The sequence below is a fragment of the Microvirga sp. RSM25 genome (assembly GCF_044784385.1).
In the GTDB taxonomy this organism is placed as follows: Bacteria; Pseudomonadota; Alphaproteobacteria; order Rhizobiales; family Beijerinckiaceae; genus Microvirga; species Microvirga tunisiensis.
The window spans coordinates 1,873,795-1,893,439 of sequence record NZ_CP173039.1 but is presented as its reverse complement, the minus strand read 5'-3'; the positions used below and the strand labels follow the sequence as shown (position 1 = coordinate 1,893,439).

At 56.9% G+C, this 19,645-nt stretch carries 19 protein-coding genes; 11 read left to right on the top strand and 8 right to left on the bottom strand.

The features are described 5' to 3' along the window. Positions 1-223: 223 nt before the first annotated feature. Positions 224-823, bottom strand: a complete 600-nt coding sequence (locus ACD578_RS08950; protein WP_404292414.1) for a hypothetical protein — start codon at positions 821-823, stop codon at positions 224-226. 186 nt (positions 824-1,009) lie between these two features. Between ACD578_RS08950 and ACD578_RS08945 the strand changes: the two genes are divergently transcribed. Further along, positions 1,010-1,444: a hypothetical protein gene (locus ACD578_RS08945; RefSeq protein ID WP_404292412.1), complete on the top strand. Its 435-nt coding sequence runs from the start codon at positions 1,010-1,012 to the stop codon at positions 1,442-1,444. 499 nt (positions 1,445-1,943) lie between these two features. Here the strand turns inward: ACD578_RS08945 and ACD578_RS08940 are convergent, their stop codons facing one another. Further along, positions 1,944-2,396 carry a hypothetical protein gene (locus ACD578_RS08940; protein WP_404292410.1) on the bottom strand — a complete coding sequence of 151 codons (453 nt, stop codon included), beginning with the start codon at positions 2,394-2,396 and terminating at the stop codon, positions 1,944-1,946. 77 nt (positions 2,397-2,473) lie between these two features. Continuing rightward, a complete protein-coding gene (locus tag ACD578_RS08935) occupies positions 2,474-3,406 on the bottom strand; it encodes a hypothetical protein (RefSeq protein ID WP_404292409.1) in 933 nt (310 codons plus the stop codon). A gap of 465 nt (positions 3,407-3,871) precedes the next feature. On the opposite strand from ACD578_RS08935, the gene ACD578_RS08930 reads away from it, so the two are divergent. Continuing rightward, complete coding sequence (locus ACD578_RS08930) at positions 3,872-4,090, top strand: hypothetical protein (RefSeq protein WP_404292407.1); 219 nt, start codon at positions 3,872-3,874, stop codon at positions 4,088-4,090. 145 nt (positions 4,091-4,235) lie between these two features. On the opposite strand, the gene ACD578_RS08925 is transcribed toward ACD578_RS08930, so the two are convergent. The 3 genes from ACD578_RS08925 to ACD578_RS08915 form a co-directional block, all read right to left on the bottom strand. After that, positions 4,236-4,628 carry a hypothetical protein gene (locus ACD578_RS08925; RefSeq protein WP_404292405.1) on the bottom strand — a complete coding sequence of 131 codons (393 nt, stop codon included), beginning with the start codon at positions 4,626-4,628 and terminating at the stop codon, positions 4,236-4,238. Positions 4,629-4,878: 250 nt separating this feature from the next. Further along, positions 4,879-5,433, bottom strand: a complete 555-nt coding sequence (locus ACD578_RS08920; protein WP_404292403.1) for a recombinase family protein — start codon at positions 5,431-5,433, stop codon at positions 4,879-4,881. Positions 5,434-6,225: 792 nt separating this feature from the next. Further along, positions 6,226-6,447: a hypothetical protein gene (locus ACD578_RS08915; protein ID WP_404292401.1), complete on the bottom strand. Its 222-nt coding sequence runs from the start codon at positions 6,445-6,447 to the stop codon at positions 6,226-6,228. A gap of 45 nt (positions 6,448-6,492) precedes the next feature. Between ACD578_RS08915 and ACD578_RS08910 the strand changes: the two genes are divergently transcribed. Next, positions 6,493-6,702, top strand: a complete 210-nt coding sequence (locus ACD578_RS08910; RefSeq protein WP_404292399.1) for a hypothetical protein — start codon at positions 6,493-6,495, stop codon at positions 6,700-6,702. A gap of 307 nt (positions 6,703-7,009) precedes the next feature. On the opposite strand, the gene ACD578_RS08905 is transcribed toward ACD578_RS08910, so the two are convergent. Beyond that, positions 7,010-7,273, bottom strand: coding sequence for a hypothetical protein (locus tag ACD578_RS08905; protein WP_404292397.1), 264 nt, complete (start codon positions 7,271-7,273; stop codon positions 7,010-7,012). Between the two features lie 1,218 nt (positions 7,274-8,491). Between ACD578_RS08905 and ACD578_RS08900 the strand changes: the two genes are divergently transcribed. After that, positions 8,492-8,827 (top strand): hypothetical protein, encoded by a 336-nt coding sequence (locus ACD578_RS08900; protein WP_404292395.1) that lies wholly within the window; start codon positions 8,492-8,494, stop codon positions 8,825-8,827. Between the two features lie 135 nt (positions 8,828-8,962). Continuing rightward, the gene (locus ACD578_RS08895; protein ID WP_404292393.1) at positions 8,963-10,186 is read left to right on the top strand and encodes a hypothetical protein; all 1,224 of its coding nucleotides are present in this window, start codon (positions 8,963-8,965) and stop codon (positions 10,184-10,186) included. Positions 10,187-10,686: 500 nt separating this feature from the next. Here ACD578_RS08895 and ACD578_RS08890 read toward each other — a convergent pair whose 3' ends face one another. Next, positions 10,687-11,967, bottom strand: coding sequence for a tyrosine-type recombinase/integrase (locus ACD578_RS08890; protein ID WP_404292391.1), 1,281 nt, complete (start codon positions 11,965-11,967; stop codon positions 10,687-10,689). Between the two features lie 694 nt (positions 11,968-12,661). Here ACD578_RS08890 and ACD578_RS08885 point away from each other — a divergent pair. From ACD578_RS08885 to ACD578_RS08860, 6 genes are all read left to right on the top strand, one after another. Beyond that, positions 12,662-13,588 (top strand): septal ring lytic transglycosylase RlpA family protein, encoded by a 927-nt coding sequence (locus ACD578_RS08885; protein WP_338105296.1) that lies wholly within the window; start codon positions 12,662-12,664, stop codon positions 13,586-13,588. A gap of 127 nt (positions 13,589-13,715) precedes the next feature. Then, positions 13,716-14,933 (top strand): D-alanyl-D-alanine carboxypeptidase family protein, encoded by a 1,218-nt coding sequence (locus tag ACD578_RS08880; RefSeq protein WP_404292389.1) that lies wholly within the window; start codon positions 13,716-13,718, stop codon positions 14,931-14,933. Next, entirely contained in the window at positions 14,933-15,607 is a 675-nt protein-coding gene (gene tmk, locus ACD578_RS08875) for a dTMP kinase (protein ID WP_404292387.1), read from the top strand. The genes ACD578_RS08880 and tmk overlap by 1 nt, the downstream gene beginning before the upstream one ends. Continuing rightward, complete coding sequence (locus tag ACD578_RS08870; RefSeq protein WP_404292385.1) at positions 15,597-16,661, top strand: DNA polymerase III subunit delta'; 1,065 nt, start codon at positions 15,597-15,599, stop codon at positions 16,659-16,661. The genes tmk and ACD578_RS08870 overlap by 11 nt, the downstream gene beginning before the upstream one ends. Positions 16,662-16,705: 44 nt before the next feature. Beyond that, positions 16,706-18,256, top strand: coding sequence for a methionine--tRNA ligase (gene metG, locus ACD578_RS08865; RefSeq protein ID WP_404292383.1), 1,551 nt, complete (start codon positions 16,706-16,708; stop codon positions 18,254-18,256). A gap of 48 nt (positions 18,257-18,304) precedes the next feature. Continuing rightward, positions 18,305-19,636: a family 1 glycosylhydrolase gene (locus tag ACD578_RS08860; RefSeq protein WP_404292381.1), complete on the top strand. Its 1,332-nt coding sequence runs from the start codon at positions 18,305-18,307 to the stop codon at positions 19,634-19,636. Positions 19,637-19,645 lie beyond the last annotated feature (9 nt).

The following is a 19,645-nucleotide window of genomic DNA, read 5'->3' as shown; positions in this document are numbered from 1 at the left end:
GCAGGGGAGTGTTTAAGACCGCCTGACCATCCAAGCGGTGAACTACTCCAAGTCCTTCGAAGTGATCAGCGGAGACCCTATTGCCAAGGTTAACCATCGGTTAGCCTTATGAGGTCAGGCTTGAGGTCCAACAATCGAGGAGCCTCGTTATGCGTACCCTCAAGACCACTCTCGGCCTCCTTGCAGCAGCTGCTGTGCTTGGCCCAATCGTCACGGTATCGGCCTATGCCGCTACCCTCGTGGCTGCCGCTATGGTGGCTCCCTGAGGTTCTCCCTGCCGTTGTCTCTTAGCGTACTCCCGCTGCTTCTCCTGAAGTTTCACATAGCGGTTCACCAGAGGGCGAGGAGTGTCGATCAGGGCGGCGATCTCCTCTTGGGTCAGTATATGGAAGTGATCTCGCAGCCAGCAAACTTGCATCTGCGTGGTCACCTCACCCAAGCGACCCTTCTTGAAGCTTTCCAGGGCTGCTGATGCTTCCTTGAGGATGGGCTTCCCGGCTTTCTCCTCGGCCATATCGGCGATAAGCCGCTCCCAGTTCTCAGCGATGACTTTCTGACCCAATGGGCTGATCACGTCGAAGGGATGACGATGCTTCTTGGGGAAGTCATGCCGTCTCCCATAGCCCAAGGCCACGGCCTTAGAGGTCAGCCTCAGACGCTTCCCTTCGACCTGCAGCATTCCGAGGTGATGAAGGGCAGACCTAATCTTCTTGGGACCTAGACCATACTGCTGACCAAACTCGGTGACGGTGATCCAGTTTCCCAGATCCACAATACGGAGGTCGCCAGTGGATCGGTCGAGTTGTTCGGCTGTGTAGAGCATGAAGGTGTCCTTAGAAACGACAAAACCCGCCGAGGGGCGACCTCAACAGGTTCTTGTGGAGTGCGTTAGGGTTCTGTTTTGGGTGAGTTACAGTCCTGGGTAATATCTTTAGATCACACAGGGTGACCTGAGGCTGCTCCCGTGGCAGGTAGCCTTTGGCGAACTAGACAGCGACTGGAGTCAGAAGTGAGACTATTTGGTTCAGTGCTGCTCGGTGCCCTATGCCTTGCCCCCGTCATCGCTTTAGCTCAGGGCACGACCTCTGAACCTCGCTTCAAGTTGGATAAAGCTCAAAACAGGGTCGTTGAGCTTTCAAACCTCTCCCCAAGCGATGACTGTCATCCAGCTCGCATACAGGGAAGGGTGGTCAAGCGATCATTCGACGAGAATGGAATCGTTGTGCAGATGTTCACCATTGAGGAGAGCAGTGGCGAAAGGAGCCTGATCAATATCGACACTGCCCAACTCGATGAAGCGAGCATGGTGGCGCGGGGCTGGGTCGTGAAAGGTCTTCAGACCCTCCTGAGAGAAGGCCAGCAAGTGTCTGTTAGGATAAAGCTCTGCGGCGCGGCAGGTCGTGTGGTGCTTGCTGACGCCATTCGTCCTCTACGGGGACGCTGAGGACCAGTGACCGTACTCCCTAGGATCACGTACAGGATCTACTCTCAGGGTCGAGAGGCAGCCCAACTCAAGGAGTGGGTTTAGAAGGTCAGACATCCAGTTTCAGGGGGGAGAATGACAGCCGAGACACAGAACGAACCTTACTGGGATCGCGTCAGGCGTACTAAGTGGGCACCACAAGAGCCGCCGTCTGATTGGGATAGATCACTAAAGCCGATATCGCAGAACGGGCTCAGCCTGCTTGGAATGGACCCAAAGGGTAATCTTCATTGGGATGGAGAGCGTCTTCAGACGACCTTGAAGCTGTCGCCCCTCCAGAAGTTCTGGGCTGTAGTTGTTTCGCTTGTTGCCGTGCTTGGGGGCATAGGCGGCATCGTTCAGGGCTGGGCTGCACTCAACGAGGTTGGGTGTAGAGCTGGGTGGTCATCCTACGTGATCTGTGAACCTAAGGATCAGCCAAAGTGACAGAAGAAGGGAGCATAAGCCCCCATCTCGAACCTTACGGGTTCAGTTTCTTGTGCCGACTATAAGCGTCGATACCGCCAGCAGCTATGCGCAACCCGGCACCCACGAAACTCGGCTTACGTGCCTTAGGTTGAGCGTTAATCCGGTCGAGGGTCTGTGCTGCCTGCCCTGTCTTCTGAGCCTGAAGGTCAGCGACAGTCCAGTCCGTGTTCTTATCGACACGAGAGTTGAAGCGTTGCTCACGAGAGGAGAAGTCCCTCGCCAGGGCATCTATCGTGATCCCTGAAATCCCAGCCTCTCCAGCAGCAACGTCAGATGTTGCCTTAGCAGATCGGGATTCCAAGGCAGTATCCCATTTCTCGAGGGCTGCTTTTTCACGCTCCTGGGAGATCCGCTCATTCACGGCTCTTTGACTGTCTTCAAAACTTTGAAGAGCAGCCAACCGGTTCCTTTCGTGAAGATCATTCTGATCCTCGGCAGCTTGCATGTCTGCCGCGACACCAACGGCACTAGAGGCAGCACCAATAGCAAGCCCCAGTAGGGGCATCCCTGCTATACACATTGTTAGGCTCCTCTCACGCTGATCAGTCCCTCACGGACTGCCGTTTTGTAATCAACCTGCCCAACACCTGGGATCGTCAGGATGACGGTATTTCCCTGCTTGGTTGCCGTAATGCCTTGGCCCAGTTGCGCCTCAAGGATCGCTTCAGGGTCCCTGTCAGCAATCGTGGACAGGTACTCCTGCGTCAACGGCTGATACGCCTTGGTCGAACGCTCAACGCCATGACTGTGCATCGCCGCCTTAAAGTCTCCAGGGTGGTTATGCTGTGCCCACGCCACGAACCCATCAGGGTCTTCGATACCGGCTTGGTGGAAGGTGCTGATGGCCTGTGCCTTGAAGCCCTCCATGACCTTACCCAAGCGAGCTTCTGCCTCCTGAGGGTGGATGCCGAGTTCAGAGGAGACACGGTGCATCGTGTTGGGGTTCACTTCACCTTCGTTGACTACCTGGCCCAAGATCGCAAACTGGGTTGAGGCTGTGGAGGCTTGCACAAGGGCCGCGAAGTCGGCTTCCACAGCGGCATCGCTAAGGGCCTCTCCTTGGTCCTCCAGGCTTTCCTGAGGTGTGTTCTCAGCGAGGATCTGTGACGGACGATCAGGGACTAGGACATAGCGACCGCTTACGTCTTTCTCGATCAGCCCCTGACTCTCAGCGATAGCCACAGTGACTTCCATCCCGGCAATCTGGAGGATGTCATTGGGTTGGAGAGTGCCCTGACGCGGTGACCCTGTAGGTGTACGTGCCTGAAGTCCTCCCGAGTGGTCCATGTCGCCGGTGTTTAGCGACGAGACGGTATTGATCGTGGCGGCTTCACCCCTGCTATAGGAGACGGCACCCCCGGTGCGGACGGTGATGGAACGATCTTCAGGAGAGATGTGGTTAGACGTGTCTGGTTGGTCACCGTCAGTGGCGACCTGATAACTGGCGTAGCTCATGGTTCGATACTCTTGGAAAGGCGGAAGTTTATCCGCTCGGAAAGGGATTGCCGGTCATGCTCGGCACGGGCTGATAGGTGTCGCCTACGGCTGCCGATGAACTGACCCCATTGCTTGTTGGAGAGCCACACAGAGCGACCACCCTTTACCTCTGGGTCTTCAACGATGGCGTTCTTCAAACACCACCTGAGAAAGCGAGGGTCACGCTCTGAGAGCCCTATGGGCCACTCTAGGAGGTCCTGACAATCAGCTTCGAAGTTATCAGCATCATGCCCGTACTGATCGAGGTAGTGATGGAGCAGTCTGGTAACCCTCCGTCGCTTGGGTTCGCTGTCGTCAGCCCTGCTGCGGGGCACAGAGGGAGGCAGAAGGTCAGCCATTGACCGACACCACTGGGATACGGAGGCCAGACCCTAGGGGCCTCGCCTGGGGCTTGCTCTTAGGCTTCTGCTTGGAGGACTTACCTTGAACGTGAAGGTTCGTGGTCCTCAAGTTAAGGTGGTCCTTATCAAGGTACGTGACGTTGCCCTTGAGGCTGTCCCCGAGGATCAAGCGAGAGACCTGCACAAGGTTCTCGTGCTTTCCTTTAAGGCGGACATACGACTTACCTTTCCCATTGGAGTTCAGGAACCAACTACAAAGCCCATGCTTGGCAACAATGGCTTTATAATCGTCCTCGAATAGCCAGCAGATGCGAGAGGCATTGCTCAAAATGACCCCCACTACGGTGCTTCCATCGGGGTCGAGTCGTCGGATAGTCTCATGGTAATTGCGGTACTGCATTGGATAGCTCTATTTGTGTAAGAAAAAGGGAATGAAACGCCCCACCTCAGGCCCGTGCGTGATCATCTGCGAACGCATCAGGGAGGCTGATTTCTGTCTGGAGGGGGAATGCACCATCCCGGCCAACAATCGCCGCCTGTGCGCGACCAGTGACATGGGAAACGGCATCCTGGGATGGATGAGCGCGGTAGATTGAGAGATACGGACCACGGGTCTCGTTCTCGATTACAGTCAGACCGGCCGCTTTCCCAATGGAAGCCCTCATGGCAACCACTGAAGAACCCTCATGAAAGGCTGTCAGGATCTCGTTAGGATAAACACCTTCATTCAGGAGGAAACGGGCTGCATCGAAGAAAGGGGTGCGGCTTTCCGCCAGAACGCGGCCATCAATAGACGCGCGGAAACGACCTCTGCCCAAGGGGCTTAGGGTGATGTGCATTAGATTTCTCGGCTTTGTTTGAGGTTGGGTCAGGCTTCAGAAAAGGACCGCGCCCTCCCGCTCATTGTTTCGTGAACGAAAACATCCACAGCCGCAGCTGATGAGTTGAGGGGATTGGGGATATGAGAGCCCTTGCGGGAGGGCACGGCCAGTGCGCTACCTTCAGGAAACCATCTGAACTGAAGGCAGAAACGAAGAAGGACGCCCTTTAGGGACGCCCTTGTGAAACTCTTAGTGATGTTGCGAGGGTCTAGGCGTTCAGTATCCGATGCACTGAGCCCTTACCGATGCCTAGGCGTTCGGCGATCTGGCCCATGGAGAGACCTTCAGCATGGAGGGCTTTCACATCGTCAGCCTTAGCCTTCGCTGTGGGCTTGCGACCGAGATACTTCCCCTCGCTCTTGGCTTTAGCGATGCCGTCTCTCTGGCGTTCCAGCATCAACTCACGCTCGAATTGCGCAAAGGCGCTGAACATCGTGAGGATGAGTTTGCCTTGAGGGCTCTTGGTGTCCACGGCTTCACCCCTGAAGTCCAGGATACGGAGAGCGACACCCTTTGCTTCTAGCTTCGTCACCATCTCCAAGAGATGCTGTGTCGAGCGAGCAAGGCGGTCCATCCTGGTGACCATGAGGGTGTCACCGTGTCTGACGAACTCAAGGGAAGCCTCTAGCTGATCCCTGTGGGCTACAGAGGAGACCTTCTCCTGAAAGACCCTCTCACACCCAGCAGCCTCAAGGGTCCGTAGCTGTGCTTCCAGACCCGCTTCCTGTTCCTGTGTCGAGGTTCTCGCATAGCCCACCAGCATAACCATCTCCGTTCCAATAGGATCTAAGACATCATCATAGTGTCTGTTCCAAATGTCAACACCCATTCTTGTGGAACAGATAAGCTAATGGTGTGGAACGTTCCGTGAGGGCAAGGTCTAGTGGAACGACGAGGGCGTACCCGTGAGCTATTCCGTGGACGTGCTGGCCTGGGTGGGCGGTATCGGGCGGGTGTCGTCACGCGCCTATGGACCACGTGGGTAACGCGAGGGGCACCGGGGGAATCTCCCGCCTCGAAACTGTCGATACCCTCTCAGATTTTTTCAGTGAAATCAGACGGGGGTCTGTCCTAGCCCGAGTGGTCGGTGAATTGGTCCAGGAAGGGAGCGAGGCTTGGTCTGTATTCTAAGTACAAGGGGAATAGCTGGAGAGCCCTGAGGGACCGAGATCGGGTTCTATCTGAGTGGTGGGGTATTTACGGATACAGTAACAAACATCGTCTGTGTGTTTCTTATTACACGGCCAATTGAAAATTCGACGAAGCGGCCGCCATGAGCGGTCCCCTGTGTCGGTTCTGACCTATATTAATGAGGAGCCATAGGCTCACCCTTAGGTCACCTAAGGATCAATCAGAAAAAAACCAACAATGACTGTCTTGGTGAAGATAAATAACATCATCTAAATCTTAGATACCTTGCAGGTATAATCTGATGATGATCATAATTTTAGGTTACCCTTAGGTTATCCTATAGTTACTCTTATAGTTATAATCTATATATCAAACAGGGGGGAGGGGTTTTGTTCTCTTCCTAGTACAAGGGAAATTAAAACCCTCACACTTTCATCCACTTATCTCCCCCTCCATTCGACCCTAAGATCCCCTCCATGAACTGCTTAAGGTCAGCCTCTCGGAGCTTCTCCAGGTGTTCCTCATGGGCCTTGTTCACGTCTCTGGCCATATGCTCGACCCAGTAGCTACAGGCTTGGGCTAGAGCATCGAGCCTATCGTCGTTCACATTCTCCACAGGCACCCCTTCACCCCATCGACGAACCATCAGGTCTCGTGAGACGTTCCGTTTTTGTTCTCATGGAGATTCGTTGTGCCGATCCGTAAGCGCAAACTGAGCGAGGAGCAGGTTTTAGAGGCCCGCCTGAGGTATGCGGCTGGTGAACGCGAGTGGGGCAAGCTCTCGCGGGACTACGGGGTGAGCCGAGAGTCCATCAAGAACGCGGTCCTTGGGATGACCTTCAAGGAGTTGCCGATGCCACCCAAGAGGGCGCTTGGCGAGCGACCGTTCCCCTATGGGTAGGCCACCCAGGAATCCTCGCAGAGCCTACGATGAGAACGGGAAGGAAATTCCACCGGCAACATTCGCTTCAAGTCGGGCGCGAGGGCTGAACACTGTGGCTGCCTTCTGTGAGGCGCTCGGATGCCATCATGATGCAGTCGTCTCACTCGATGGCTGGTCAGGTGACACAGCTATTCCTGACATCGCGCTTCATCTCCGCTGCTCGAAATGCGGAGGTCGAAGGATCAAGGTCATGATCAACGTGAAGGAGCTTTACGCGATGGCCCATGGAGTGGGGTATAAACTATAGGGGTGAGCCCCCAGCCCCTTATTGGGGCCTTGAGGTGTCCGCTTGAATGGTCGCGAGAACGATTGCAGAGGCTTGAGCCAGTGCGTGTCTCTCGCCGTCCGAGAAGGTTGAGATGTTCATGCCACCAACCCGAGGAGCGCCGCTAAGCGCCTGTGTGGCGAATTTGACCAGGGCTCTCCTGGCGAACCTCTGGCCATCCTCTGAGCCCATCTCAACGAGCATCTGTGAGACGCTCTGGGTCAGGTCGCGAGCCACCAATTCAATAAGATCGTTGTGATCCATTCTGCTCGCCCCTTTTTATCTTCACGTTGACCTAGCCAGTTTCATCGAAAGCAAGGCCAGGATGAGGCGGGCTGCGTCGAGGCAGGCTTAAGGGTATTTTGCGGTAGTCAGCAGCTCTGTTCCTGAACCGTCAGATACCCGACAGACAGTGTAGGACTGGCTGTGCAAGTGTGGAGTACCGGCCTTCTTATCTGCCCCCACGGGCCGGACCTTAGAGCGTCCCCTTGAGACGGTGGGGCGCTTTCTTTTTGCCAGGGGCCCTTCGGAATCCATCGAGCCAAGGTGGACGAAATCCAGCAACAGGGTCTCCCTCACTCTTCAGCAGCCGGTACAGATGCTTCGACCCAGCCTGTCCATTCTGCGCTGACGAGCCTTTTCAATGTCTTCGGCTTTCTTTCGCTCCGCCGCTAGTGACGCGCTCTCTTGGCCGGTGGAGGTCTGAGAGGATGATGCTTCTGGACTGCCCGTTTGAGGCTTCCTGTCTTGTGCGACTGCGGAGGGGGAGAACACAAGCAATCCGAAGACGGTGGCGACTGCTAGAATACGCATCTATCTGCCCTCCTGAGGTCACTCACCTTGGGCAGCTAGGGCAGGAGCTAATCACCTCAATAGACCACAGGCTTGGGGAGGTGACTGTCACTGACAGGCGTTTCGTGTCGCCTGAGGGTTCGGGCCTCCAGCCTCAGGATTGCCGCTGGTGACGAAGGGGAGCGACAGGAAAGAGCTATCCTGAAGCAGGAAGGGGCCGCACATGGCAGCCCCCCTGGTTTAGTTCGTACAGGGATAAATCAGTCAGGCCGCTTCCATCTCTGTTGCGGCTATCTTTCGCTCTGGCACTCGGCTCCAGATCCAACCCTGCTTAGGGTTCCAATAAGCTTCCCACTTGTTAGTCCCGAAGTGGAGCCCAAGGCCATCCAGAGTGAAGAACTTGGACTTAGTGCGGATCTCAATAGACATGGTGTCAGCCCCTAAAGAAGTCATATGCTTATCGCTCATGCGCTGACACGGTTGTGCCACAATAAGCTTGGCTCTTGAATAAGGATAAATGCTTATCAGACTACGTATTGCTTTTTCTAACCTGGGTATTCGCGGTCTAATACTCACTAGTGGATTTAAAACCACGGATGGATTGTTGATTATAACTGAGGATAAACTTGAAAGTTGCTGAGTGATGATCTAAGAAGGACTTAACGTATGCTCAAGCTTCTGAGGTGACTGATGGACCCACGCTCAAAGATCGTTGCTATCAATAAGCTTCTGTCCGCGATCCGTGAGATCCACCCGCAGATAGAAGCACATCAGGTTCAGATCCTGCTGGAGATCGCCCAGAAGACTCTATCGACCATGAAGGAACTGGCGGACGCTACGGATGTGGCCCTGTCGAGCATTTCAAGGAACTTGGATGCGCTTGGGGATGTGCATAGGAACCGGAAGCCAGGGCTCGGGCTGGTGGCTAAGGATTGGGACCCAAGAGAGCCCAGGAGGATGATCGCTTGGTTGACCCCTAAGGGGAAAGAGGTGGTCAGCCGGTTGCTGTGTGAACTGGATCCGTAAGCCGCAACTACGACCTAAGGCTGAAAAGAGTTTAGGACAACTGATGGCACTGGGCCATGTAATTGGTACAGAGTAGAAAAACTACCGCTAGGCCAGAGCGGAGCACATGACTGACGATTTCATGGGGGACGAGCATTGTCACGCCAAGCCGCTATCAATCATCTTCGTGCGTTGAGGGAACACCTAAATCAGAATGTCTATGGCCCTGATCCGGATCATATCTTCGAGAGATTTAAAACTCATGGCATTTTGTTTTTCCCGCGACAGTGGGCAGATCCACTGGAGGCTTCTCTAAAGTCCTTCCTTCAACTCGGAGACGACGACTTCCTTGTCACCGGCAGTGGTTCGTCCAAGATCGAGTTCTTCCACATAGCAAATTCAATGATTGAACGCCTCGTGCTTGGCGTACCGGAAACCAAAATCATTGATGATTGGATAGATTTACTGTCCAGTCGCAAGGGGTTGACGGCGTTCGTATGCTGTGTATCAGGCGTAACGGTTTCATCAGCCATCATACTTGGACCGGGAGTGCAGGTGATCCCTCCGGAGCAGCTCCCCGCAACTAGGGAGCGAGAGGCAATATTCCGCATTGGACGGGACGGACAGCCAATCTTTGATTTCAGTATTACTCAACAACGTTGGCGCATACCGAGTGCTGCTATCCTGATCGAAAGTTCGGACTTCAACATAATTCGAGGCGGGAACTCGCCAAGCGAAGTTTCTGACCTCATGCGACGTCAAAGCGTAGTGCAGGATCGAGTGTTGGTGGCAATGGCCCTGAGTGGAGTATGCGCACCTGTCCCCTCATGGAGCTACTCAACCGCAGTTCATCCTGCATTAGCTTATCACGGACTTGGATCAAGCGGCGTGGGTGGAACTTTAGCTGCGCCACCAATCCAATCAGGAGCAATCGACCCTACTATCCTTGCAGAGATCTATGAAGCGATCTCTAAACTTGGGCCTAAAGAGCAGGCTTCCCTTAGTCTCAGTATTGGGCGTTTAGCTCGCTCCCGTGGTCATGCGTCACCTGCTGATCGAGCTATCGATCTTGGCATCGCCATTGAATCCTTATTACTGCACGGCGAGAGCGGTCCTGGAGCAAAGGGCGAACTTAGGAACAAGGTAGGACTGCGTGGTGCATGGCTGCTTGGGCGCACACCAGAGGAGCGCGAGCATGTGTTCCGTCTGCTCAGAAGTGCCTATGATGCAAGATCCCAAGCTGTCCACAGCGGCGTCATCTCACAAAAGAATATGAGCATCCTTGAGGATGCCGACCAGATAAGCTCTCAACTGTTTCGTGTAGTAGTGCAGATGGGTCGTTATCCAGATTGGGATAAACTCGTACTTGGATATAAATAACTGCCATTTCAATTCAGACTGACCGAACCCCCTCCTCAAACTGTGGTCCTATTCTCATCTGATCTAAGGGGTTGTAGATGGGGGCATCCATGACCAACAATCACATCAGATCCTTCGTGGTCCCGTTACTGGCAGCCGTTGTATTGACCGCTCTTGGGATGCTGGTCGCTGTCTTTTTGGGGAGCGCTTGGGCTTAGACCGCCTCACATTTTATATCGCGGAAATCTGCTGAGAGCCTCTGCCTTCATGCCTATAGTGGGTGTCTCATAGCTCCTCGCCACAGAGGTGGTGCTGTGCCCCGTAATGGCATCGCTAATGCGTTCAGGTATTCCCATTGCGAGGGCCTTCATCTTGAACGTATGACGCCAGCCGTGGTTAGATTCGAGTACGCTCCAACACTTCGTCGTCTGCCTCATATAGTCGATGACCTACCTTAGCCTCAGGGGCAGCAGCGTGCCAGCGGGTTTAGGTATCGCGTTAGGGTTCCGGATTGGAGAGCCTCAGAAAGGATAGGACAACTTCTCGATGGCCTTCCTCTTTACCTCCAAACTGTTTCCTCCTGAGTAAAGCCCGTAGGTGATACGGGGCTTCTCGTGACCAACGACGTCAGCCGCCACGTTCTCAGGGACTCCAGCGTTCTCAAGGATGGTGGTGACGGTCTTACGGATTGAGTGGAACACATGAGCATCCCCGAAGCCAAGATCGGTCTTGAGCCTCCCGAACCGCTTCCCAACAGCGTCACTTCGGTCACCGTACTTGTTGGCGGACAGGCCAGACAGAACGAAGCCGTCTTTGCTCTCCTCAAGGAGGCGCTTCAGGGTGGGCTTTAGTTTGGAATGGATGGGGACATCGCGTGTCCCTGCCTCTGTCTTATCGTCCTCGATACGAACGTGGTCTTTCTTCACGTCCTCCACCTTGAGCTTACACAGGCTCTCAATCCTCGCTCCTGTCCACATGGCAAGAGTGATGACATCGCTAAGGTGCTTATCGTTCTTGGCCTCCGCAGCACGGAGTAGGGTGACCACATCGGCAGGGGAGAAGTCCCTCCTTGCCTCGAATCTCTTGCCGTTGAGGGTCAACTTCTCAAAGGGGCTCCCTTCCTCAGGGACCAACTCAAGAGACCGGAGAAACGTCCAGTAGCTGCGTAGCTCTGAGAGGTATCTGTTCAGGGTCTTGGTCGTAAGTCCTTCCTCCGTGACCCTCTTGTTCAGCCACCGTTGGACGTCCTTACGGTTCACATCCTGAAGGTACGGGAATGCCTCAGCGAATCTGATGACTGTGGACTTCTTCATGTCCTTGGTCTTGGCTTCGTTATTCAGGGCTTGGAGCCACTCATTGAGATGCTCCAAGGTTGGAACCAGCTTACCGGTTGCCAGACTGAGGAAGCATTGAGATTCCTCCCAGCCAGGAGGGACCTCATCAGGAGGGATCTCCCGTTCATCGATATAACCAGCTTTCTCCAAGGCCCTGTGATATCGGTCCCTTGCCTCATCCTCAATCTGGCCGAGGATGAGCTTCCTCTCCTCCTCCGTCCCTGCTGTCGCCAGGAGACTACGATAGAAAGCCGCATCGCTTTCCTCCTTGTGGGGTGCGCCTCGCTTGGCCTCTTCGATCTGCTTGGACCAATCGTGGAGCCAGAGCATGTCCGCCCTTCTCTTGGCGGCCTTCTCATCCTCTGTTTCGAGGCACCTGGAGAACCTTCCGAATCCCATGACAGGCTTCAACTTAGGTGGGATGTCGTGGATTGCGTACCATTTGCGGTGACGCTTAACGAGGTACATGGGAGGGCTCCATACAGGTATTCCACCCAGTTTCTCCACACAGGTATGGTTCGTCAACCCCTTGAAATATAAGAAACCAACGACTTAGCGGGTCCATATCGGAGGGTCCCACCCCCTCCGCCATTCTCCAGATCCGTCAGTGCTTGGCTTCAGTGCTTGGCTTTCGGGCAGGTGCGATCGTTTCGTTAACCAAGTCATCGCAAAATGAGTTCGTGAATCGGACCAGGAGCCCGAGTCAAGCGGTCAATAGACATTTGCGAAAACCTCCTGACGGCTCTCGGATGATCAATGCGTGCTAAGAGCCTGATTTAAAAAGGAACTCTATTCTAGCTGCTGCGATGGGAGCTTCGTTGTCGAATTCCGTTGCCTTGCCACTTTCCGCAGTTTTCAGGCCAGTCTCCGTTAAAGTCTTGCTGACAGGTTCTGCTGGATCTTATTGATTCACAGGCTAAATCTACCCATTGATACAATGTTTTATTTCTAGAGCTGAGCCATTGACAAGCGCGGCCGTTTAACCTCTTTTTAAGGACCCGCAAACCACTTTGACTTGATGTCCGGGCAATGGGGCAACGCCGTGCACCGTACAGACGATAGGATGCGAGACGATATGCTTTGTGATCGCGCTGAAGCGAAAACCGGACTGAAGGGAAGTGTCTCTTCCTTCAATCAATGGACTCTCCTCCGCATTGCAGGCGTGACCGCGATCGCACTGACTGCAGCTAACTGCTCCTCGAATGTCAGAGGGGGCATCGATCCCAAGTATGGCGTGGCTCCGAGCCCTAAGGTTGTCGCCGATGGCCAGCCTATTCCGAAGGGCGGCGGCCGCGACATGGTAGGCAAGCCATATACGGTTGCCGGCCGCACCTACGTTCCGAATGAAACGCCGCGGGCCAGCGAGGGTCTAGCCTCCTGGTATGGATCTAATTTCCACGGCCGCATGACAGCCAATGGCGAGGTCTTCGATCGCGATTCGATAGCGGCCGCCCACACGACCATGCCGCTGCCAAGCTATGCCCGCGTGACGAATCTCCAGAACGGCAATTCCATGATCGTCCGCGTGAATGATCGCGGTCCGTTTCATGGCAACCGCGTGATTGACGTATCCGAACGGGCTGCCGCGGCACTTGGCTTCCGGCAGTCGGGGACTGCGCGAGTGCGGGTCGAGTATGTCGGTCGCGCCTCCACCAACGGCAGCGATGACCGAATTCTCTTGGCGAGCCTCCGGACGGATGGGCAACCGGCAACCCTGACCGGCTCGGCTCCGACGATGGTGGCCCAGGCGACGCCACGGCCGAACGCTCCTCGCCAGGCCATCGCCCTTCGTACCTACGAGCCTGACGATGAGGCCTATTCGGTACCGGCTCGTACTCCCCAGTCCGCCGGATCCGGCGCCGTTGCCAGCAATGTGCCGCTTCCGCCTGAGCGTCCGTTCGACCTTGGAACGATCCCGGGTGCGGCAAGCCCGATCGCGCGGATCAGCTCAGCGGCTCCCGGGACAGCTCCCGCGTCGCGCCCGATGGTCGCCAGTCTCTACGAGGCACCCGCCAGCAACGCGCCGTCCGGCTTCCAGAGAAGCGGCGCATATTCGGCTGCCAATCCTTCGAAGTTCGTGCTTCGGTAGCTCGTAGAATTCAACTCGACCCGATCTATGTAACATCTCGCACAGGCTAGCGTGGCCGGGCGTTGATTTGTTGTTGACGCGCTACAGATTCGGGGTCTCCTAGGGGAATATCCTGGAGAATTTGACGATGCGTCACGTTAAGGTCGCCCGATGCCTGGCGGTGTTTGGTTTTGTGTGGAGTGCCATCTCCCTTGTGTCCGCTTGGCCGCAAGTGGCGCAGGCGCAGGCGCAGAATTTTCAGACCAGCGCGCCCACCGCCATCCTTATGGACGCAGGAAGCCACGCGGTCCTTTTCGAGAAGAATGCCGATGAACTGACCGCACCTGCCAGCATGGCCAAGACCATGACGGCCGAGGTGGTTTTCAACGAGATCAAGAACGGTCGCCTGAGTTTCGACAGCGAGTTCACGATCTCGGAGAACGCTTGGCGGAAAGGCGGAGGGGGCTCGGGCGGCTCGTCCATGTTCGCCAAGGTCAATACACCCATCCGGCTCGAGGATCTGCTGCGCGGCCTCATCATTCAATCGGGCAACGACGCGGCCATCGCCATTGCCGAGGGTGTTGCCGGTACGGAAGACAATTTTGCCCGCATGATGAACGAGCGGGCCAAGCAGATCGGTCTCACGAAGTCGACTTTCCGCAACGCGACCGGCTACGGGCATCCGGAGCAGAAGACCACCGTACGGGACCTGTCGAAGCTCGCCCTTCACATCATCGAGACATATCCGGACCTCTACAAGATCTTCGGCGAGCGTGAGTTTACCTGGAACAAGATCCGCCAGCAGAACCGCAATCCGTTGGTGTTCCTCGATATTGGGGCAGACGGGCTGAAGACCGGCAATATCGATGAATCGGGCTACGGCCTGATCGGATCAGCCGTCCAGAACGATCAGCGCCTGATCGTGGTCGTGAATGGTCTCAAGACGGCGAAGGATCGTGCGGCTGAATCCCGAAAACTCCTGGATTGGGGTTTCAGGGCCTTCGAAACCCAGCAGCTCTTCGCCGAGGGGCAGGTTGTCGGCGAAGCTCAGGTTTTCGGTGGGAACAGGCGATCGCTCCCGCTTGTGTCCAAGAAGCCAATTCGTGTACTTGTGCCTCGTGGAGAAGGCGAACGGGTCACCGCTCGCATCGTCTATACCGGTCCTCTGAAGGCCCCTGTCCAGAAGGGAACCGAAGTGGCCCGGCTCCAGGTCAATCGCGGTGACATGCAGGCTCTCGAGATGCCGCTTTACGCCAATGAGGACATCCAGGAAGGGACGCTGAGTCAGCGGGCCCTGGACGGCCTGCTGGAATTCAGCACGGGCTGGGTCCGCCGCGCTTTCACGAGCGTGATCGAAGGCATTTGATGGCAGGCTGCTTCATCACGTTCGAGGGCGGGGAGGGCGCGGGCAAGTCAACCCAGATCGAGAGGCTTAAAAGCCGGCTGCAACACCTCGCCCAGCCTGTTCTCGTGACTCGCGAGCCCGGCGGCTCTCCGTATGCCGAGGAACTGCGCGCTTTCATCTTAGGGGGACATGCCAAGCAACTCGGACCCTTCGCAGAGGCCCTGCTGTTTGCCGCAGCCCGGATCGACCACCTCGACAAGACCATTGGGCCGGCGCTGAAGGGCGGGATCCACGTTCTGTGCGACCGTTTCGCGGATTCGACCCGAGCCTATCAGGGCTCCTTGGGCAATATCGACAAGGGTTTGATCGACCAGCTCGAGAAGGTGACCCTGCAGGGTGTGAAGCCCAACCTGACCTTCATCCTCGATCTTCCTGCCGAAACCGGACTTGCTCGGGCCGGAGCGCGGCAGGCAGGGAAAGGCGAGGGGGCGGATCGGTTTGAGGAAGAGGATATCTCCTTCCACCAATCCCTTCGTCAGGCCTATCTGTCCATTGCCCGATCCGAACCGAAACGGTGCGTGGTGATCAATGCGGACCAGGATCCCAATGAGGTCGAAACCGCGATCTGGGCGGCCTTGCAAGAGCGCCTTCCTCAAATGACCGAACAGGCGGTGAGGTCCCCCGATGCCGCGTGACGATCAGGACGTGGCCGAACCGGATCAGTTCGAGGGTGCGCCGCATCCCCGGGAGCAATTCGCCCTCTTCGGCCATCGGGAGGGTGAGGAAGCCTTCCTGGAAGGCCTTCGCAGCGGTCGTCTTCACCATGCCTGGTTGATTGGCGGCGCGCAGGGAATCGGCAAGGCAACCCTGGCTTATCGCGTCGCGCGAACGGTTCTTGATCCCCGAAAGAGCAATGATCGAGCCATTTCAAGCCTGGATGTGCCTGCCGACTCGCATGTGGCGCGCCAGGTGGTGGCTCTCTCGCATCCTAACCTTTCGGTTCTGCGGAGGGCTCCGGCTACGGACAAGAAGGGGCCGTCGGCGACCATTCCCGTCGATGCGGTCCGCCGGGCGCTTGGCATGTTCGGCTCCACGGCGGCCGATGGCGGCTACCGGGTCTGTGTCGTCGACAGCGCCGAGGACCTGACGATCTCAAGCGCCAATGCGCTGCTCAAGGTGATCGAGGAGCCGCCGCCGCGCTCGCTATTTCTGATCGTCAGCCATGCTCCCCAAAGGATTCTCCCCACTATCCGTTCGCGCTGTCGGCGCCTTCTGCTCCGCCCCCTCGAGGAAAGGGACATCAGAGGGGCCATCGCTTCCCTCGGCTCCCCCTGGACCGATATCCCGCAGGATGTGGTGGATCAGGCGTTGCGCTATGGGGAAGGTTCTGTTCGGCGCACCCTGGAACTGCTCGACGCCGACAAGGTTGCCTTCATCGATCAGGTCACCCGGCTTCTGAACGGTTTGCCGAAAACCGACACCAAGCAGGTCCTCGCACTTGCGGAAGCTCTCGCCAGGCGGGATGCGGACGACAGCTATGAGCTGACCCTGGAAACGGTGCAGCGCTGGGTATCGGAGAGGCTTCACGAGAGGGCAGGGCTCGGCGCGTCCCGCCTTGCGCCTTTGGTAGAGGTATGTGAGAAGATCGACCGTTCGGCGCGCGAGATCGACGTGTTCAACCTCGACCGTCGGCCCTTCATCCTGACGATGTTCGACGATCTCGCCGACGCGGTTCGGCGAGCGGCTTGAAGCCCCGTCCGAAGGGTTTTTGATTTCAGGACTTAGGATTCGACATGGCCGACAAGCAGAAGTTCTACATCACCACGGCTATCTCGTACCCGAATGGGGCCCCCCATATCGGTCATGCCTACGAGGTCGTCGCATCCGATGCGATCGCGCGCTTCAAGCGCATCGACGGCTACGATGTGTTCTTCATGACAGGCACGGACGAGCACGGCCTGAAAATTCAGCAGACGGCCGATAAGAGCGGCACGACGCCCAAGGCCTTCGTCGATGAGATGGCCGCCAAGTTCAAGGCTATGGCCGACCGGCTCGACTGCTCCTATGACCGGTTCATCCGCACCACGGATGCCGATCACCTGCCCTCGACCCAGGAACTCTGGCGCCGGATGCAGGAGAAGGGCGATATCTATCTCTCGAAGTATTCCGGCTGGTACTCGGTCCGGGACGAGGCCTATTTCGACGAGAGTGAGCTGACGAAGCAGCCTGACGGCAGCTGGCGCGCGCCGACGGGTACGCCGGTCGAGTGGATCGAAGAGGAGAGCTATTTCTTCCGCCTGTCCGCCTATCAGGACCGGCTCCTCGCCCATTATGAGGCCAATCCGGACTTCATCAGTCCGGAGACCCGCCGCAACGAGATCACGAGTTTCGTCCGCTCCGGCCTGCAGGATCTCTCGATCAGCCGCACGACCTTCAATTGGGGCTTGCCGGTGCCGGGTGATCCGAAGCACGTGATGTATGTGTGGATCGACGCCCTCAACAACTACGTGACCGGCTGCGGCTTCCCGAACGAAAGCGACCCGCGCTGGCACTATTGGCCAGCTGACGTGCATATCATCGGCAAGGATATCGTGCGCTTCCACACGGTCTATTGGCCGGCCTTCCTCATGTCGGCCGAGTTGCCGCTGCCGAAGCGCGTTTTCGGGCACGGGTTCCTGCTCAACAAGGGCGAGAAGATGTCGAAGTCGGTCGGGAATGTGGTCGATCCGTTCGACCTCGCCGACATCTATGGCGTCGACCAGATCCGCTACTTCTTTATGCGTGAGGTGCCCTTCGGCCAGGACGGAAACTACTCACACGAGGCCATCGTCAACCGCATCAATGCGGATCTGGCGAACGATCTCGGCAACCTCGCCCAGCGCTCCCTGTCCATGATCGCAAAGAACTGCGATTCCGCCGTGCCGCAGCCCGGCGAGTTCACCCAGGCCGATCAGGACATTCTCTGGCTGGCGGATGCCTTGCCGGGGAAGACGAGGGCGGCCATGAAGGATTTTGCCGTCCACTCCACGCTTGCCGAGATCTGGGCCGTGGTGGCGGAGGCCAATCGCTATTTCGCCTCCCAGGAGCCCTGGGTGCTGCGCAAGAGTGACCCGGCGCGGATGAACACGGTCCTTTATGTGACGGCCGAGGTGTTGCGGGCAGTCGGCATTCTGGCCCAGCCGTTCGTGCCGACGGCAGCTGCCAAGCTTCTCGACCTGCTGGCGATTCCGCCGGAGGGCAGGGTGCTTGTGGCCGTCGGGCCGGAGCATCGCCTGGTGGCTGGGACGGCCCTTCCGCAACCTGCACCGATTTTCCCGCGTTATATCGAGGCGGAGGCGTCCTGACGCGTCCGCTTTGATTGGCCTTTAAGGGGCCCTCAGCGGAAGCGCACGATGTTCACCACCTTCATGTTTGCGACCGGGATCGAGAACAGCATCCCGACCATCAATAATGGCCGCACGCGCATCGATCAGATGGAGAAATGCGGCCACTACACCCATTGGCGGACGGATTTCGAGCTTCTGGAAGAGCTCGACATCCAGGTCCTGCGCTACGGTCCACCGCTCCACAAGACCTTCATCGGTCCGGGCCGTTACGACTGGTCCTTCGCGGACATGACCTTCGCCGAGATCCTGCGCCGCAATATCATCCCCATCGTCGATCTCTGCCACTTCGGCGTTCCAGATTGGATCGGCAACTTTCAAAATCCAGATTTCCCTAATCTTTTCGCCACTTACGCCGAAGACTTCGCGCGGCGCTTTCCCTGGGTTCAGCTCTACACGCCCATCAACGAGATGTTCATCTGCGCCCAGTTCTCGGCTGCCTATGGTTGGTGGAACGAACAGTTGAGCAGCGACCAAGCTTTCGTGATGGCTCTCAAGCACATCGTGATGGCGAATGTGCTGGCCATGGAGCGGATCCTGAAGGTTCGCCCGGATGCGTTGTTCATCCAGAGCGAGTCGTCCGAGTATTTCCACGCGGATAATCCGGCGGCCATTAAGCCGGCCGAGATCATGAATGCCCGGCGTTTCCTGTCACTCGACCTGAATTACGGCCGGCGACTCGACTCCGAAATGTATGAGTTCCTGATGGACAGCGGCATGACGCGGGACGAGTACCATTTCTTCCTCAGCCGCTCGTCCCTGCGCCATCACTGCATCATGGGGAACGACTACTACGTCACCAACGAGCACAGGGTTCAGGCGGATGGCAACACAAGGGCGGCCGGCGATGTGTTCGGGTACGACGAGATCACCCGGCAATATTATGAACGCTACCGGCTGCCGGTGATGCATACCGAGACGAACCTCGTCGAAGGCCCAAACGGCGACGAGGCGGTCAATTGGCTCTGGAAGCAATGGGCGAATGTGCTGAGGGTGCGCAATACTGGCGTGCCGATCGTCGGGTTCACTTGGTACTCGCTCACCGATCAAATGGATTGGGATACCGCGCTTCGGGAGGAGAACAACCGGGTCACGCCCGTGGGTCTCTATGATCTCGATCGCAACATCCGTCCGGTGGGACGCTGCTACAAGCACCTGATCCATGACTGGTGCGATGTGCTTCCGGCCCAGAGCGTGTGCCTGGCTGTGCCCGTCGTCCGGCCTCAGGACCAGGACGAGGCTCCGGTCCGCAGGCATCAGGAGCGACTGCGCAAGATGCTGCGTAAGGAGTCCAAGGAAGACGACGAGCCGGTGGCAACGGCGCACGGCGTACGTCGGTAGACGGATGAG

What these genes read in the sequence shown, in the direction of transcription:
- tmk (WP_404292387.1), top strand. Translation starts at nt 14,933, where the DNA reads ATGGCAGGCTGCTTCATCACGTTCGAGGGCGGGGAGGGCGCGGGCAAG.
- ACD578_RS08920 (WP_404292403.1), bottom strand. Translation starts at nt 5,433, where the DNA reads ATGCTGGTGGGCTATGCGAGAACCTCGACACAGGAACAGGAAGCGGGT.
- ACD578_RS08915 (WP_404292401.1), bottom strand. Translation starts at nt 6,447, where the DNA reads ATGGTTCGTCGATGGGGTGAAGGGGTGCCTGTGGAGAATGTGAACGAC.
- ACD578_RS08940 (WP_404292410.1), bottom strand. Translation starts at nt 2,396, where the DNA reads ATGCAAGCTGCCGAGGATCAGAATGATCTTCACGAAAGGAACCGGTTG.
- ACD578_RS08870 (WP_404292385.1), top strand. Translation starts at nt 15,597, where the DNA reads ATGCCGCGTGACGATCAGGACGTGGCCGAACCGGATCAGTTCGAGGGT.
- metG (WP_404292383.1), top strand. Translation starts at nt 16,706, where the DNA reads ATGGCCGACAAGCAGAAGTTCTACATCACCACGGCTATCTCGTACCCG.
- ACD578_RS08950 (WP_404292414.1), bottom strand. Translation starts at nt 823, where the DNA reads ATGCTCTACACAGCCGAACAACTCGACCGATCCACTGGCGACCTCCGT.
- ACD578_RS08925 (WP_404292405.1), bottom strand. Translation starts at nt 4,628, where the DNA reads ATGCACATCACCCTAAGCCCCTTGGGCAGAGGTCGTTTCCGCGCGTCT.
- ACD578_RS08890 (WP_404292391.1), bottom strand. Translation starts at nt 11,967, where the DNA reads ATGTACCTCGTTAAGCGTCACCGCAAATGGTACGCAATCCACGACATC.
- ACD578_RS08935 (WP_404292409.1), bottom strand. Translation starts at nt 3,406, where the DNA reads ATGAGCTACGCCAGTTATCAGGTCGCCACTGACGGTGACCAACCAGAC.
- ACD578_RS08900 (WP_404292395.1), top strand. Translation starts at nt 8,492, where the DNA reads ATGGACCCACGCTCAAAGATCGTTGCTATCAATAAGCTTCTGTCCGCG.
- ACD578_RS08860 (WP_404292381.1), top strand. Translation starts at nt 18,305, where the DNA reads ATGTTCACCACCTTCATGTTTGCGACCGGGATCGAGAACAGCATCCCG.
- ACD578_RS08880 (WP_404292389.1), top strand. Translation starts at nt 13,716, where the DNA reads ATGCGTCACGTTAAGGTCGCCCGATGCCTGGCGGTGTTTGGTTTTGTG.
- ACD578_RS08905 (WP_404292397.1), bottom strand. Translation starts at nt 7,273, where the DNA reads ATGGATCACAACGATCTTATTGAATTGGTGGCTCGCGACCTGACCCAG.